Below are 16,257 nucleotides of genomic sequence, written 5' to 3'. Positions count from 1 at the left end.
ACGCAAATGATGATGATCCCCCTGCCGTTGCACAAGGCAACGTCGCGCAGGCCCAAGTGGTTCCGCGCGTTCAGCTTTCGCGGCGCAGCAGGTCGGCCATGATCGCGGCCTGGCGGTCGACCGACAGATTGGCGAGCGCATAGGCCCGTGCGCCCTCGTCGGCGAAATCGCCCTTGTCGAGCAGCTTGCCGAGCAGCGCCGCAAGGCCGTCGACATCGCCTTCGTCGAACAGATGCCCCTGCCCGCCCATCACCTCCGGGATCGCGCCCGAACGGCTGCCGACCATCGTGCGTCCGCACGCCATCACTTCCTGGATGACGCGGCCGTACTGCTCCTTCCACTTGGGGGTGCTGAGCGACGGCAGGACGACGATGTCGGCGGCGTTCATGTAGCGCGCCATGTCTTCATGCTTCGATTCAAAGAAGATGACGCGGTGCGAAAGCCCGAGCCGATCGATCTGCGCCTCGAGCTGCGCGGTATAGCCCGACGCGCCGATGAAATCGTCGATCAGGAATTGCCAAGGCCGCTCGCGGATGCGGTCGAGCGCGTCGATCAGGACATGGATGCCCTTTTCGGGGGTCTGGCGCCCGAAATAGGCGACCACCGGCTGGGTGAGACCGAGTTCGTCGCGCACCGCAGCACGCTCGGGCTCGGGAAGCGGCTGGAACAGCCGCGGGTCGAAGCCGATCGGCACCTGCGTCGCAGTCAGCCCCATCGCTTCGATCAGCGCGGTGCCGTCCTTGCTGAGCGTCAGCACGCGGTCGACCTTGCGCCTTGCCGAGCGGCGCAGCCACGCCTTGACGAGCGCCGAGGCGATGCCGGCAGGCTGGCGCGTTTCGAACGCCTTTTTGAGGTCGATGCCGAGGCTCTGCGGCATATTTTCGGCGGTCAGCGACCAGAGCCGGGCGTGCGGCGCGACCTGCTTTGCCTGCCGCACCATCATGCTGGCGGGGTCGCTGTCGCAATAGATATGCGTCGGCTGAAAGGCATCGACGACGGCCTGCAGGCCTTGGAGCGTATGGGTGCGCTGGTTGGTGCCGGTCAGGTCGAGCAGCGTCAGCTCGTAATTTTCGGGCGGAAAGTCGGGGGTATCGCGCCATTTTCCGCCGACGAAGTGTCGGCGCGGCACGACGAGGTGGACGGGCACACCGAGCGCGCCGATCTCGCGGAACAACGCGCGGTTCACCGGCTCGTGGCACGACAGCGAAATCGCGAGAAGGCGCGGACCCGTCACGCGGCGAACGCGGCGATGGTGTGGCGGGCTTCGTCGGCGATGCGCGCCGATGGGACCCAGCCGAGCGCGGCGAGGCGCGAAATATCGACTGTGAAGGGACTGCGGAAGGCATCGGTGCCGTCGCCATAGGCAATGGGCACGGGGCGCGGCGCGGCCCCCGCGATGCTCTCGGCGAGCGCCTGCATCGTAATCGCCCGCCCCGCACCGAGGTTGAAGATGTCGTTCCAGCCATTTCCGGCGCGGAGCAGGAGGTCGACGGCAGCGATCGCGTCGCCGAACGGCAGGATGTCGCGATAACTTTGGCCATCGTTGCGCAGGCTCATCGCCCCGTTTTCGGCGGCCTGACGGCAGAGGTCGAGGAAGATCAGTCCCGCCTGTTCGCCCAGATCGCGGTGCGCGGGCGCCCCGATCATGTTGGTTGGCCGGACGATCGCGATGCGGTCGGCGACGTCGCTGGCGGTGAGTTCGCCCTCGACCGCGAGATGCGCGTGGCCATAGGGATGGCCGGGTGCCTTCGGCATATCCTCGGTATAGAGTTCCGCCGCGTTGCCGCCGTAGACGTGGAAGGTCGAGAAGTGGATGAGCCGCTCCGCCCTGTCCTCGCGCAACGCGGCGAGGCAGGCGGCGGCGGTCGCTAGGCCCTGTTCCATCGCCGCGCCCGCGTCCTTGCCAGCCGCCTGCGCACCGGGCATGGCGAGATTGATAATGGCTTCGAAATCGCCGCCCGGCAGGCCGGCGTCGACCCTGCTATCATAATGGTGGGCCGCGATGCTCGTTTCACGCAGCCAGGCAGCGCGCGCGGGCGTGTCCGAGCGCACTGTCACCGCGACGTCCCAATCAGCGGCCAGCGCCCCGGCCAGCCGCGCCCCGAAATATCCGCTGCCGCCGACGAGCAGCAGCCGGCCGTCAGCCATGGCGGACGTCCCAGTTGTACGGAATCTTGTCGGTAAACGGATCCATGCGGTCGATCTCGTCGGCGCGGTGCGCGATCGTCGTGCAATTGGCGACGATCGCCGGATATTGGCCATAGCCCTTGAAACCGTTCCACACGAAGGGCGGCACCGTGACGAGGCAATAATTATCCTCGCCCATGAAGATTTCCTGGAGTTCGCCGCGCGTCGGCGAGCCTTCGCGATCGTCGTAGAGGACGAACTTGATGCGGCCGTGGACGACGGCATAGTTCAGCGTCATTTCGCTGTGGATGTGCCACGCCTTGATCGCGCCGGGCTGGACGCACGAGAAATAGATTTCGCCGAACTTCTCGAAATGCGGCGCATCGGCGCGCAGCATGTGCATGATCTTGCCGCGCTCGTCCGGAATCTGCCTGAGCGGTGTAATCAGCACGCCGTCGATCATAATATCCCCCTACAGGTTTGGATCAGGCCGCCCAGGCGAGCGACTTCGCCCGCGCTTCGGCGACGAAGCTTTCGATATCGTGACGCGTCCGCTCGAGCGCGGGAGCCTGTTCGGCAACGACCGCCCGGTACCAGCCCGCGGTCAGCGCGACCCCGCCCGCGAAGTCGAGCGTCGGCGCCCAGCCGAGCTTGTGATAGGCCTTGTCGATCGACAGGCCGAGCAGCCCGGCTTCGTGGACCGCGCCGGCTTCGGCCGCATCGACCCAGGTGCCGGTCCAATGCTTCAGGAATTCGGTCACGAGCCGTTCGACCGAGCCATTGGCCTCGACCCATGGGCCGAAGTTGAACGCCTCGGTGACGTCGGTCGGCGATTTCACCCGCGCTGTCGTCGCCGCACCGCCGAGCAGCGCGCCGAGCCAGAGATAGCCGCTCAGGGATTCGAGTACATGCTGCCAGGGCCGCGTCGCATGCGGATTGCGAAGGCGGATCGCCTCGCCCTTCGCGAGGCTGCGCACGCAGTCGGGAACGATCCGGTCGAGCGACCAGTCGCCGCCGCCGATGACATTGCCCGCGCGCACTGTCGCCATCTTCACGGGGCTGTCCGGCGCCGAAAAGAAGCTGCGGCGATAGCTGTGCGCGACGATCTCGGCGGCGCCCTTCGACGCGCTGTAGGTGTCATAGCCACCCATCGGATCGTCCTCGCGATAGCCCGAGAGCACTTCGCGATTTTCGTAGCATTTGTCCGAAGTGACACAGACCACCGCCGCCGGCTGGCCCGCGCGGCGCAGCGCGTCGAGCAGGTTGACGGTCCCCATGACGTTGGTGGCCATCGTTTCGACCGGATGGTCGTAGGAATAGCGGACGAGCGACTGCGCCGCGAGATGGAAGACATAGTCGGGCTTGTGCGCCGTCACCACATCGTACAGCGCATCGGCATCGCGCACGTCGCCGAGGATATGCGTCATCCGGTCGGCCAGTCCGAGGCTGTTGAAATGCGACGGGCCGTCGTCGACCTTGTGCGAGAAGCCGACGACTTTCGCGCCGAGCATCAGCAGCCATTCGGCCATCCACGAGCCCTTGAACCCCGTGTGGCCGGTCAGCAGCACGGTCTTGCCGCGATATGCGTCGCCGAACATCGCGCCGCTTACCACTTCTTCCAGGGCGCCTGCCCTTCGGCCCACAGCTCGTTGAGCAGCGAATATTCGCGCGGCGTGTCCATCGGCTGCCAGAAGCCGTTATGTTCGAACATCATCAGGTCGCGGTTCGCAGCGAGGCGCTCCATCGGCTCGCGCTCGAGGATCAGATCCTCGCGATCGTCGAGATAATCGTCGACGAAGTTGCGGTTGAAGACGAAGAAACCACCGTTGATGTGGCCGCCCGAGACCTGCGGCTTTTCGTTGAAGCTCGCGACGACGCCGCCCTCGGTACCGAGTTCGCCGAAGCGGCCCGGCGGATAGACGCCGGTGAGCGTCGCGGTCTTGCCATGGCCCTTGTGGAAATCGACCAGCGCCGAAATGTCGACATCGCCGACGCCGTCGCCATAGGTCGCGCAGAAATGGTCGACCCCGTCGAGATAGCGCGCGCCGCGGCGGATGCGCGCGCCGGTCATAGCGTCCTCGCCGGTTTCGGCGAGCGTGACCTTCCAATCCTCGGTCTGGTGCTTGTGGAACTGCAACCGGTCCTCGCCGCGCTTCGACAGGTCGACGGTGACGTCGGAGGACTGATTGGCGTAGTTGAGGAAGAAGTCGCGGATGATGTCGCCCTTGTACCCCAGCAGCAGGACGAAGTCGGTGATGCCGTGCGCGGCATAGATTTTCATGATGTGCCAGACGATCGGTTTGTCGCCGATCGGCACCATCGGTTTGGGCAAAGTTTCGGACACTTCGCGCAGCCGGGTTCCCCGGCCGCCACAGAGGATCAATGCTTTCATAGGGGTGAGCTCGTTCCGTTCTGATTGTCAGGATGCGGCGGAATCAATTGGGCTGGCAAGCGCCCGTTCGGTAGCCGCAAAGCCAAGACGCTGCAACGCGCTTCGAGCCTTGAATCGCAATTCATGTGCCGCAGAAAGTCACATAAGGTGCGGCTTCGGCGGGGCCCGGTTGCGCGTAGCCCGTCCACTCGGCGCGCTCGGCATAGGGCGCGCGAACAACCTCGAGCAACGCGAGGAAGGGCGCCATGTCGTCCGCCTCGGCGGCGGCCAGCGCCGCCTCCACCTGGTGGTTGCGCGGGATGTAGAGCGGGTTGACCGCGTCCATCGCCGCCGCGCGTTCGAGCGGGCCGATCGGTTCGCGTTCGAGTTGCGCCCACCAGGACGCGATCCACGGCGCCATCGCGTCGGGCGCAGGGAGCAGCGCCTCCATCGCGCTGGCATCGCCGCGCAGCAGCGTCGCGAGCGCGCGGAAGAACAGGGTGAAGTCGGGGCCATTCGCCTCGAGCGCGTCGAACAGCGCGTCGATCAACCCGGCGTCGCTCGAATGCGGGGTGCCGAGGCCGAGCTTTTGCCGCATCGTGGCGAGCCAGATGCCCCGGAACTGTTCCACGACGTCGGCGACGAGCTTTTTGGCGACCTCGACATCGTCGGGCTTCACCGCGTGGATCGCGGGCAGCAGCGCCTCGGCGAAGCGCGCCGTGTTCCAGTTCATGATCGCGGGCTGGTTGCCATAGGCATAGCGGCCGTTGGCATCGATCGAGCTGTAGACGCTGTTGACGGCGAAGCGGTCCATGAAGGCGCAAGGTCCATAGTCGATCGTCTCGCCGCTGACCGCGACATTGTCGGTGTTCATCACGCCATGGACGAAGCCGAGCCCCATCCATTTGGCGACGAGCAGGCACTGGCGCTCGATCACCGCCGCGAGCAGCGCGAGGTGCGGATTGGCGGCGTTCGCAAGCTCGGGGTAGTGGCGGCGGATCGTATAATCGGACAGCCGGATGACATGCTCGGCGCCGAGATGCGCGGCGAAGAACTGGAAGGTGCCGACGCGGACATGGCTGGCGGCGATGCGGGTGAGGACCGCGCCCGGGTGGGCGCGTTCGCGCTGGACACGGTCGCCGGTCGCCACCGCCGCGAGCGAGCGCGTTGTCGGCACGTGCATCGCCGCCATCGCCTCGGACACGAGAAATTCGCGCAGTACGGGGCCGATCGCGGCCTTGCCGTCGCCGTTGCGCGAAAAGGGCGTCGGTCCCGAGCCCTTGAGCTGCATGTCGAAGCGCTTGCCGTCGGGCGCGACGATTTCGCCGAGCAGCAGCGCGCGGCCGTCGCCGAGTTGCGACGAGAAATGGCCGAACTGGTGCCCGGCATAAGCGAAGGCGAGCGGATCGGCGCCGGCGGGCAAGGTCGCGCCCGAGAAGAGGCGCGCAAGCGTGTCGTCGTCGGTGTCGGCGGCGTCGAGCCCGAGCGTGGCGGCGAGCGTCTGGTTGAAGACGAGCAGCCGCGGCGCCGACGGCGAGGCGGCCTCGGCGGAGGCATAGAAGCCCTCCATCTCGCGGTGGAAGCTGTTGTCGAAGGCGATATCCATGCGGGTCTCCTCGCCTGCCCTATAGCGCGCCTCAGGCGTGGTGCGCGAGGAACCAGTCGTATGTGGCGGCGATGCCGTCGCGCAAGGCCACCTTCGGCGCCCAGCCCATGGCGGCGAGCTTGGCGTTCGACATGAGTTTGCGCGGAGTGCCGTCGGGCTTGCTGGTGTCGAGCGCGATCTCGACGTCGGCGCCGACGACCTCGGCGACGAGGCGCGCGAGGTCGATGATTGCGATGTCGCTGCCCGACCCGACATTGACATGGCCCGCGTCGGAATAGGTCTTCATCAGGAAGACGCAGGCGTCGGCGCAGTCGTCGACGTGGAGGAATTCGCGCATCGGGGTGCCGCTGCCCCACAAAGTCATGGCCTTCGCGCCGCTGGTCTTGGCCTCATGCGCCTTGCGCAGCAGCGCGGGCAGGACGTGGCTCGACGTCAGGTCGAAATTGTCGCCGGGGCCATAGAGGTTGGTCGGCATCGCCGAAATATAGTCGGCACCATATTGGCGGCGATAGCTTTGCGCGAGCTTGATCCCGGCGATCTTGGCGATCGCATACCATTCGTTGGTCGGCTCGAGCGGGCCGGTGAGCAGCGCCTCTTCGACGATCGGCTGCTCCGCAAACTTCGGATAAATGCACGACGAGCCGAGGAAACAGAGTTTCGCGACATCGGCGCGGTGCGCGGCGTCGATGATATTCGTCTCGATGACGAGGTTCTGGTAGAGGAAGTCGGCCGGAAAGCTGTCGTTGGCGAGGATGCCGCCGACCTTGGCCGCGGCGAGGAATATCGCGTCGGGCTTTTCGCGCGCGACCCAGGCGCGCACCGCCGCCTGGTCGAGCAGGTCGAGCGTGTCGCGGCCGGCAGTCAGTATCTCGCAATTCTCGTCAGCGAGCCGGCGCACGAGCGCACTGCCGACCATGCCGCGGTGACCCGCGACCCAGACGCGCTTGCCGGCGAGCGAAAAACTCTCAGCCATGCGACGGGGTCGTGCCGGCCTTATATTCTGCCAGGTCGGCGGCGACCATCTCGCGGCAGAGTTCGCGCACCGAGGTTTCGTGGCGCCAGCCGAGCTTCTGATGCGCCTTCGACGGGTCGCCGATCAAAAGATCGACTTCGGTCGGGCGGAAATAGCGCGGATCGACCTCGACCAGACAGGTGCCGGTCCTGGTGCAATGGCCCTTTTCGTCGACGCCCTCGCCCCTCCATTCGAGCGTGATGCCGACATCCTCGAACGCCCATTGGACAAAGTCACGCACCGGGGTGGTTTCGCCGGTCGCAAGGACATAGTCGTCGGGTTCGTCCTGCTGCATCATCAGCCACATGCCGCGGACATATTCGCGCGCATGGCCCCAGTCGCGCTTGGCGTCGAGATTGCCGAGATAGAGCTTGTCCTGCAGCCCGAGACTGATCGCCGCGGCGGCGCGGGTGATCTTGCGCGTCACGAAGGTTTCGCCGCGCAGCGGGCTTTCATGGTTGAACAATATGCCGTTCGAGGCGTGCATGCCATAGGCTTCGCGGTAATTGATCACGATCCAATAGGCGTAGAGCTTCGCCGCTGCATAGGGGCTGCGCGGATAGAAGGGCGTGGTTTCGCGCTGCGGCACTTCCTGGACGAGGCCGTAGAGCTCGGAGGTCGATGCCTGATAGAAGCGGCAGGTCTTTTCCATGCCGAGGATGCGCATCGCCTCGAGCAGGCGCAGCGTCCCGATCGCGTCGCTGTTCGCGGTATATTCGGGGGTCTCGAAACTCACCTGCACATGGCTCTGCGCCGCGAGGTTGTAGATCTCGGTCGGCTTGGTTTCCTGCACGATGCGGATCAGGTTGGTGCTGTCGGTCAGGTCGCCATAATGGAGATGGAACCGCGAGTTTTCGACATGCGGATCCTGATAGATATCCTCGATCCGGCTGGTATTGAACGAGGACGAGCGGCGCTTGAGGCCATGGACGATATAGCCCTTCTCTAGCAGCAGCCGCGCGAGATAGGCGCCGTCTTGTCCGGTAATTCCGGTGACAAGGGCGATTTTTTCCTGTTCAGCCAAGCGCTTGTTCCTCGTTCTGGGGAGAGGGTGGAGGCCGGTGGAATCCGGCTTGTTGAGCGGTGCTTCCCTTTCCGCGCCTAGCCCGCGAAGTCAACCGGGCTGTTCGCGCCCGCGCCAAACTTCGCCCTTGTTGCAATGCACCAGCATGGCTATCGCGACGCTCGACAACAGGAGACAGGGTTTGACCGTGCTCATCACCGGCGCCGCCGGTTTCATCGGTTTCCACCTCGCCCGGCGCCTGATGGGCGAAGGACGGGCGGTGATCGGGATCGATATCGTCAATGATTATTACGACCCGGCGCTGAAGCGCGCGCGCCTTGCCAGGCTGTCGGAAGAGTATGGCGATCTCTTCACCTTTCGCCAGGCCGATTTCGCGGATGCGAATGCGCTCGACGCCGCACTCGTCGACCTGAAATTCGCCGATATCGCGCATCTGGGGGCGCAGGCGGGGGTTCGCTATTCGATCGACAACCCGCGCGCCTATGTCCAGTCGAACCTCGTCGGCCACCTCAATTTGCTCGAAGTTGCGCGCGAGCGGCAGGTGCCGATGGTCTATGCCTCGTCTTCGTCGGTCTATGGCGGCAACAAGACCCTGCCCTTCCGCGTCGAGGACCGCGTCGACCATCCGATGTCGCTCTATGCCGCGACCAAGAAGGCCGACGAGTTGATGAGCGAGACCTACGCGCATCTCTATCGCATTCCGCTGACGGGGCTGCGCTTCTTCACCGTCTATGGCCCCTGGGGCCGGCCCGACATGGCGATGTGGATTTTCACCAAGGCGATTTTCAAGGGCACGCCGATCCAGGTGTTCAACGCCGGCGCGATGCGCCGCGACTTTACCTATATCGACGATATCGTGTCGGGCGTCGCGGCGTGCATAGCCAATCCGCCGTCCGACGATGGCGAACTGAAAGCGGGCGGCAGCGTCGCACCTCACCGGCTCTATAACATCGGCAATAACCGGTCCGAAGAGCTGACGCGGATGATTTCGCTGATCGAGGAAGCGTGCGGCCGCGAAGCGATCAAGCAGATGGCGCCGCTGCAGCCCGGCGACGTTCCCGAAACCTATGCCGACATCAGCGCGATTTCGGGCGACCTCGGTTATGAACCGACGACGCCGATCGACGTCGGCATCCCGAACTTTGTGAACTGGTATCGCGATTACCACGGCCTCTGACGCCTGCCCCTCTCCCAAGGAACAGAATAGACATGAAAATCGTCGTCGTCGGGCTGGGTTATGTCGGGCTGCCGCTCGCGGTCCAGCTTGCGAAACATTTTGTTACAATCGGGCTCGACAGCAATGTCGGGCGTATCGCCGAGTTGAAGGACGGACATGATCGCACCGGCGAGGTCGAAGCCGCGGCGCTCGGCGCAAGCACGCTGGCGCTGACCAGCGATGCCGCCGATGGTCGCGGCGCCGACCTGTATATCGTCACCGTGCCTACCCCGATCGACGCGGACAATCGTCCCGACCTGTCGCCGGTACGCAGCGCGACGCGCACCGTTGCGGCGCTGCTCGATCCGGCCAAGACCCCGACGATCGTCTATGAAAGCACGGTCTATCCCGGCGTTACCGAGGATATCTGCGGGCCGATGATCGAACAGTTGTCGGGCCTGACGCGCGGCCGCGACTTCTTTCTCGGCTATTCGCCCGAGCGCATCAACCCGGGCGACCGCGAGCACACGGTCGACAAGATCATGAAGGTGCTGGCGGGCGAGAATGAGGCGGTCACCGAGTTGCTCGCCACCGTCTATGGCAAGGTGACGAGCGGCGGCGTGTTCCGCGCCCGCTCGATCCGTGCCGCCGAGGCCGCCAAGGTGATCGAGAATGCGCAGCGCGACATCAACATCGCCTTCATGAACGAAGTGACCAAGATTTTCTCGGCGCTCGATATTTCGGTATGGGACGTGCTCGACGCGGCGCGAACCAAATGGAATTTCCTGCCCTTTGAGCCGGGTCTTGTCGGCGGCCACTGCATCGGGGTCGACCCCTATTATCTCAGCCACCGCGCGCAGGAATTGGGTATCGACCCGCAGGTCGTGCTGTCGGGTCGCGCGACCAATGACGGTATGGCGCAGTGGATGGCCGACGGCATCGACGCCGCGCTCGGCAAGCCGGGCGCCGCGATCCTCGTGCTGGGGCTGACCTTCAAGGAAAATGTTCCCGACCTGCGCAACAGCAAGGTCATCGATCTGGTCGAGGCGCTGCGTAGGCATGGGCATGCGGTCGCGGTCCACGACCCGCACGCCGACCCTGCCGAAGCGCGGCACGAATATGGCCTCGATCTGGCACCGATGCCCGAAACGCCGACCTATGACTGCGTCGTCGGCGCGGTACGGCACGACGGTTTCCGTGCGCTCAAATACGCCGATCTGGCCGCGATACTCCGCCCCGACGGACTCGTTGCCGACCTCAAACATATGTGGAATCCCGAATACGATGATACCGTTACGCCTCTGCGTTACTGGTCGATTTGACCCTACAGGGGTGGCGTTCGTCGTATTTCCTGCTTAAAGCCCCGGGCAACGAAAATAATGGAAGAATGAATGTCGCGTTCCCGGGAGTCTCTGTTCGATCGCTGGTTTCTGGCGATTTTCCTTATCGCAATCCTGCTGTTCGGCGGCTCCGCACGGGTCGATAGCGGCGGGCTGGTGGTCGTGCGCACGCTCGCCATCGTGGCGATCGCGATAGCCCTTCCCTATTGGCGCGACGAATATGGGCGCGACCGCCTCCAGCGTAGCCGCCCCCTGTTGCTGCTTATTGGCGCGGCGGCGGCGTGGATGCTCATCCAGCTGATTCCCCTGCCCGCTGGCCTTTGGTCGGCGCTGCCCGGTCATGGCGAACTTGCAGCGCGGATGACCGCCGCCGGGGTCGAGATCGGCTGGCGTCCGCTGGCGCTGTCGCCGGGCCGCGCGATCCATTCGCTGCTTGACTTGCTGGTGCCGCTTGCGGTGGTGCTGATCGTCGGCCGAACTTCCGACCCCGATCTGCGCCAATTGCCGCTCCGCTTGCTCGCCTTCCTCGGCGTCGCGGCAGTGTTCGGCGTGCTGCAACTGCTCGGCGGCGAAGGCGCACCCTATTTCCACCGCATCACCAACACTGGCGCGGCTGTCGGCTTCTTTGCCAATCGCAACCATCATGCCGTGTTCCTGGCGCTCTACTGGCCGCTGTTGCTCTGGTTTCTCCACGGCCGCAACGACCGCGCCGGCAGTCACGCCGCGACGCTGCTCGGGGTGCTGGGTGGGGTTGCGATAATGCTCGCGATCATGGCCACCGGGTCGCGCGCCGGGCTGGCGATCGGCGGGGTCAGCTTCCTCGCGACCAGCGCCCTGCTGTATCGGATGCGTTCGGCGTCGGTCGGAACCGAATCCGCAGCGAAGATCGTGCAGATTACGCTGATCGCATCGATCGTCGGGACGCTTGCCGGGGCCGCCGCCATGCTGCTCTTCGGCTCGGGCTTCATGGACCGTCTCGATCGGGGCGATGTCGTCGCCGACCTGCGGTTCGCGGTGCTGCCGACGCTCAACGCGATGATCTGGAACTATGCGCCGTTCGGCGGCGGTTTCGGCAGCTTCGAGGCGGCGTACAAGATTGTCGAGCCGGTCAATCTGCTGTCGCTGCAATATCTCAACCACGCCCATAACGACTATCTTGAGTTGTTGATCGACGGCGGTTTGCCGGCGCTTGCGCTGCTGATCGCTTGGGTGCTGATCGCTTGGCGCGGCATCCGGAGCGGCTGGCGACACGAACAATCGGCGCCGACCGACCGGATCGGCCTCCTGGTCTCGATTATGATGCTCGCGATCTTTGCGGGCGCCAGCCTTGTCGATTATCCGCTGCGCACGCCGGCGCTGGCGGCGATGGCGACGCTCGCGACGGTGCTTATCTATCGCCGCCCCGACGTCCCGAGCGCCCGGCGCAAGGGGCAGCGCACGTCGACGGGCTTCCGCTGAGCCGGCCTTGCGCTGGGACATAGGTTTGATTTTGCGGTTTCCTTTGCCGGGCGAGCGGGCTAGTCCCTCTGAAGCCGGCAGATAAAAAAAGGGAAGATGTTTCGGTGAACTTTCGTTTGGCTATCGCTAGCCTGACCGCCGCCTGCCTTTTGGCCGGTTGCGGCGGTACCCCGCAGCTCGTGAGCACGCCGACGCTCCAGGTGTTCGACGGCAATTCGCTGCCTGCGCCGAGCGGCGCTGACCTGGTCGGCGACACGCGTCCCTATCTGATCGGCCCCTTCGATCGACTGAGCGTCGACGTCTATGGCGTTCCCGAACTCAGCAAACTGGTGCAGACCGACGCTGCGGGCATGATCTCGTTGCCACTGGTCGGCCAGATCAAGGCATCGAACCAGACCAGCGCCGAACTCGCCGACGCGATCGAGCAAAGGCTGGCGCGTTTCGTCCGTCGCCCGGATGTCAGCGTCAATGTCACCGAATCGGTCAGTCAGGTCCTGACGGTCGAGGGCCAGGTGGCGCAGCCGGGCCTGTATCCAGTGGTCGGCAAGATGTCGCTGCTCCGCGCTGTGGCGCTCGCCAAAGGGACGACCGAATATGCCAAGCTCGACGATGTCGTGATTTTCCGCACGGTCGGCGGCCAGCGGATGGCGGCGCTCTATAACCTCAAGTCCATCCGCACGGGCGTCTATGACGATCCCGAAGTCTTTGCCAACGACGTCGTCGTGGTCGGCGACTCGCCTGGCCGCCGCCTGTTCAAGGATATCCTGGCGACCACGCCGCTGCTGGTCTCGCCGATCGTTGCGCTCATCAATTAAGATTTGCAGGAAGTTCGACTCGTTCCATGACTGACGCAATTCCCAAGACCCCGATCTTGCCGATCCCGGCCAGCCAGACCGCCGATGGCGATCCCGCGCGGCAGGCCGGTGGCTTCGCGACGGCAATGCCGTGGATCCTGCAATATTGGCGCGTCGCGCTGCGCTGGAAATGGGTGATCATCGGTACGATCATCGCCTGTCTGATCGGCGGCGCGATCTATACGATGCTCGCCCAGCGCATCTATACCGCCAATGCGCGGATCGAGATTTCGCGGACCGAGTCCAAGGTGCTCAACATGAGCGGGGTCGAGCCCGAGCGCGGCGGCCGCGTCGAGCAGGAATTCTATCAGACGCAATATAATCTGCTGCGCGCGCGTTCGCAGGCCGAGCGTGTCGCGAAGAGCCTGAATCTGGCGCGCGACCCGGCGTTCCTCGCGGCGTTCGGCGGCAAGGCGCCGCCCTCGTCGCTGCGCGTGATGTCGAAGGCCGAACTCGATTCCGCGACGCGCAGCGTAGCGGCCCAGCTGAGCTCCGTGGTTCAGGTCAAGCCGGTCGTCGGATCGGCGCTGGTCGATATTTCGGTGTCGACCCCCGATCCCGAACTGTCGGCGCGTATCGCCAACAGCTGGGCGGAGAATTTCATCGCCGCCAACCTCGAGCGTCGCTATGATTCGGCGTCCTACGCCCGCCGCTTCCTCGAGGACCAGCTCCAGCAGACCAAGGCCAAGATGGAAGAGGCCGAACGCGAGATGATGACCTATGCCGAACGGCAGGGCATCCTCACCATCTCGCAGTCGGACAGCAGCGACCCGAAGGCGCCGACCGTCGAACGGTCGATCACCGCGACCGACCTTGTCGCGCTCAACGACGCGCTGAACAAGGCGACGATCGAGCGCATCGCGGCCGAAGGCGCGCTGAAGGGCGCAAGCGGGCAGGCCTCCGCCGTCGCCAGCGGCAGCGGCAGCGTCGCCGGCCTTCGCCAGCGCAAGGCCGACCTGCAGGCCGAATATGCCAAGCTGATGGTCATCTTCCAGCCCGACTATCCGCCGGCGCAGGCACTCGACCGCCAGATCAAGGAAATCGACCGCGCGATCGCGACCGAGCTGAACCAGGTCGGCGGGTCGGGCGTCGCAGCCGCCCGCGCCGCCTACACCGCCGCGCTGGCGCGCGAGGAAGAGCTGCGTTCGCGCGTTTCGGGAACCCGCACCAACTTGGTCGACGAGCGCCGCCGCAGCGTCCAGTACGGCATCCTGCAGCGCGAGGTCGACACCAATCGCGAGCTCTATGACGGGCTGCTCCAGCGCTACAAGGAAGTCGGAATCGCCGGCGGCGTCGGCACGAACAATGTCGCGATCGTCGATCGCGCGCTGCGTCCGGGCGCGCCGTCGAGCCCGCGGCTGATCAACAACATGTTCACCGCCTTGCTCATCGGCCTCGCGCTCGCCGCGCTGCTGACGATCATCCTCGCGCAGATCGACACCACGGTCCGCGACCCGGCAGAAGCGCAGGAGGTCACCGAACTGCCGCTTCTGGGGGTCATCCCGGACACCGACAACGAACTGGCGATCGAGGAGGTGCGCGACCGCAAGTCGTCGCAGTCCGAAGCCTATCTGTCGGTCCAGACCGCGCTGCGCTTCTCGACCACGACGGGTGTGCCGAAGTCGCTCATGTGCACGTCGACGCGCAAGGGCGAAGGCAAGTCGACCTCCTCCTATGCGCTGGCGCTGTCGCTCCACCGCATCGGCCGTACCGCGATCGTTGTCGACTGCGACCTCCGTTCGCCGTCGGTGCATCGCCTGGCGGGCGTCGCCAATGGCGCGGGCACCAGCAACTTCCTGTCGGGGAACAACGACATCATGTCGATGATCCATCATGACGAGCAGGATGGTCTGGCGTTCATCACCGCGGGCCCGATGCCGCCGAACGCGGCCGAACTGCTGTCGAGCGACCGGATTGCCGACCTGGTCGAGGCGCTGGGCAAGCATTACCAGCATGTCGTGCTCGACGCGCCGCCGGTCCTGGGTCTGGCCGACTCGCCGCTGCTCGGCAGCAAGGTCGAGGGCGTCGTCTATTGCGTCGAAGCCGAAGGCGCGCGCACCAACGCGATCCGCTACTCGCTGGCCCGCCTGCGCGGCGCCGGGGCGACCCTGCTCGGCGTGGTGCTGACCAAGTTCGACGAAAAGCGCGCCTATTACGGCTATGGTTATGAATATGGTTATGGCTATGCCGACGCGCAGCCGGGGGAATAAGGCCGCAGTCGGGGGCAGGAAGATCGGGAGCACGGCGGCGCGGCAGATGTCGCGCCTGCCGGGCCGCGATACCATGCTCTACATCGCTGCGGCGGTGATCGTGTGGCTGCTGGTGACGCTGTTCACCGCGTCGTCGGTGATGGCGAATTACAGCCCGGGACGCGCGCTGTCGCTCAACCCGTTCAATGCGACCGTGAAGGCGCGGATCGCCAACGACCTTGTCTATGCTACCGGCGACGCGCGGCAGATTGGCGCCGCCGCGAAGCTGAGTCGCGAGGCGCTGGACGGCAATCCGACGCTCGCGGGCGCCTATCGCATGATTGGTCTCGACAACGCCCGCACCGGCAAGCCGGTCAGGCCGGCGATCCTCGCGGCGACCTATCTGACGCGCCGCGACTATGTCGCGAACCTGTGGCTGATCGAGGACGCGGTAAAGCGCGGCCGCATGGATCAGGCGATGACTGATGTCGACGCCTCGCTGCGCACGTCGTTGCGCGGGCAGGCTCTGCTGTTCCCGATCCTAGGCAAGGCGATCGCCGAGCCCGAGATGAAGCCGCAGTTCGTGCGCCTGTTCCGCGCCAGCCCGGACTGGCTGCCCAATTTCCTGAGCTATTACATCGGGTCCAAGCAGAAAGCGGCACCGCTCGCACAGGTTATCCTGCCGATCCGCAAGGACCTGCCCGCCAGCTATGACCAGCTCGATCGCACGCTGATCGGGATGATGGTGGTCCAGCATGATTTCGACGCAGCGCGCGCCTATGAGCGCAGCATCGCGGGTCCCGGCACGAAGGGCGGGGCGTCGATCGTCCACAACAGCCGCTTCGAGGAAGAAGGCCCCTACCCGCCGATCGACTGGCACCTGATCCGCGAATCGGCCTATGGCTCGGACATCGAAAAGGGGCCGAAAGCCAACCGCCTGCTCGTCGTGTCGGACGAGGAGCGGCCCAATCTGGTCGCGCGCCAGCTCGTCCAGCTCACCCCCGGCACCTACCGCCTCGCCACGCGCGGCAAGCTGCTCACGGGCAACGACGATGCGTCGGCGGTGTGGCGGGTCGCCTGCGCCGAACCAGGCAAGTCGGGCGAGCTGGCGAACATCAAA

The 16,257-nt window shown here is 65.3% G+C and carries 14 protein-coding genes; 6 read left to right on the top strand and 8 right to left on the bottom strand.

Annotation, left to right across the window (positions count from 1 at the left end):
• Positions 1–70 precede the first annotated feature (70 nt).
• The 8 genes from B1A78_RS07870 to gmd form a co-directional block, all read right to left on the bottom strand.
• The gene (locus B1A78_RS07870; RefSeq protein ID WP_077146422.1) at positions 71–1,234 is read right to left on the bottom strand and encodes a glycosyltransferase; all 1,164 of its coding nucleotides are present in this window, start codon (positions 1,232–1,234) and stop codon (positions 71–73) included.
• Entirely contained in the window at positions 1,231–2,148 is a 918-nt protein-coding gene (locus B1A78_RS07865) for an NAD(P)-dependent oxidoreductase (RefSeq protein ID WP_077146421.1), read from the bottom strand. Before B1A78_RS07865 ends, B1A78_RS07870 begins: the two co-directional genes overlap by 4 nt.
• Complete coding sequence (locus B1A78_RS07860; protein WP_077029630.1) at positions 2,141–2,590, bottom strand: dTDP-4-dehydrorhamnose 3,5-epimerase family protein; 450 nt, start codon at positions 2,588–2,590, stop codon at positions 2,141–2,143. Before B1A78_RS07860 ends, B1A78_RS07865 begins: the two co-directional genes overlap by 8 nt.
• 22 nt (positions 2,591–2,612) lie before the next feature.
• The gene (rfbG, locus tag B1A78_RS07855; RefSeq protein ID WP_077146420.1) at positions 2,613–3,725 is read right to left on the bottom strand and encodes a CDP-glucose 4,6-dehydratase; all 1,113 of its coding nucleotides are present in this window, start codon (positions 3,723–3,725) and stop codon (positions 2,613–2,615) included.
• A gap of 8 nt (positions 3,726–3,733) precedes the next feature.
• Positions 3,734–4,519, bottom strand: coding sequence for a glucose-1-phosphate cytidylyltransferase (gene rfbF, locus B1A78_RS07850; RefSeq protein ID WP_077146419.1), 786 nt, complete (start codon positions 4,517–4,519; stop codon positions 3,734–3,736).
• 121 nt (positions 4,520–4,640) lie between these two features.
• Positions 4,641–6,104: a YdiU family protein gene (locus tag B1A78_RS07845; RefSeq protein ID WP_077146418.1), complete on the bottom strand. Its 1,464-nt coding sequence runs from the start codon at positions 6,102–6,104 to the stop codon at positions 4,641–4,643.
• 31 nt (positions 6,105–6,135) lie between these two features.
• Positions 6,136–7,077 (bottom strand): GDP-L-fucose synthase, encoded by a 942-nt coding sequence (locus tag B1A78_RS07840; RefSeq protein ID WP_077146417.1) that lies wholly within the window; start codon positions 7,075–7,077, stop codon positions 6,136–6,138.
• Complete coding sequence (gene gmd, locus B1A78_RS07835) at positions 7,070–8,140, bottom strand: GDP-mannose 4,6-dehydratase (RefSeq protein WP_077146416.1); 1,071 nt, start codon at positions 8,138–8,140, stop codon at positions 7,070–7,072. The genes B1A78_RS07840 and gmd overlap by 8 nt, the downstream gene beginning before the upstream one ends.
• Positions 8,141–8,321: 181 nt before the next feature.
• On the opposite strand from gmd, the gene B1A78_RS07830 reads away from it, so the two are divergent.
• The 6 genes from B1A78_RS07830 to B1A78_RS07805 form a co-directional block, all read left to right on the top strand.
• Entirely contained in the window at positions 8,322–9,317 is a 996-nt protein-coding gene (locus B1A78_RS07830; protein ID WP_077146436.1) for an SDR family NAD(P)-dependent oxidoreductase, read from the top strand.
• Positions 9,318–9,349: 32 nt separating this feature from the next.
• Positions 9,350–10,618, top strand: coding sequence for a nucleotide sugar dehydrogenase (locus tag B1A78_RS07825; RefSeq protein WP_077146415.1), 1,269 nt, complete (start codon positions 9,350–9,352; stop codon positions 10,616–10,618).
• Between the two features lie 69 nt (positions 10,619–10,687).
• Positions 10,688–12,094, top strand: coding sequence for an O-antigen ligase (locus B1A78_RS07820; protein ID WP_077146414.1), 1,407 nt, complete (start codon positions 10,688–10,690; stop codon positions 12,092–12,094).
• Positions 12,095–12,273: 179 nt separating this feature from the next.
• Positions 12,274–12,909 (top strand): polysaccharide biosynthesis/export family protein, encoded by a 636-nt coding sequence (locus B1A78_RS07815; protein WP_256837521.1) that lies wholly within the window; start codon positions 12,274–12,276, stop codon positions 12,907–12,909.
• Between the two features lie 26 nt (positions 12,910–12,935).
• Positions 12,936–15,158, top strand: a complete 2,223-nt coding sequence (locus B1A78_RS07810) for a GumC family protein (RefSeq protein ID WP_077146412.1) — start codon at positions 12,936–12,938, stop codon at positions 15,156–15,158.
• 46 nt (positions 15,159–15,204) lie between these two features.
• Positions 15,205–16,257, top strand: a 1,053-nt coding sequence (locus tag B1A78_RS07805) for a hypothetical protein (RefSeq protein WP_144037737.1), incomplete at its 3' end; no start/stop codon positions are given.

The organism is Sphingopyxis sp. KK2, assembly GCF_001990265.1.
In the GTDB taxonomy this organism is placed as follows: domain Bacteria; phylum Pseudomonadota; class Alphaproteobacteria; order Sphingomonadales; family Sphingomonadaceae; genus Sphingopyxis.
This window is presented reverse-complemented; position numbering and strand designations above follow the sequence as displayed.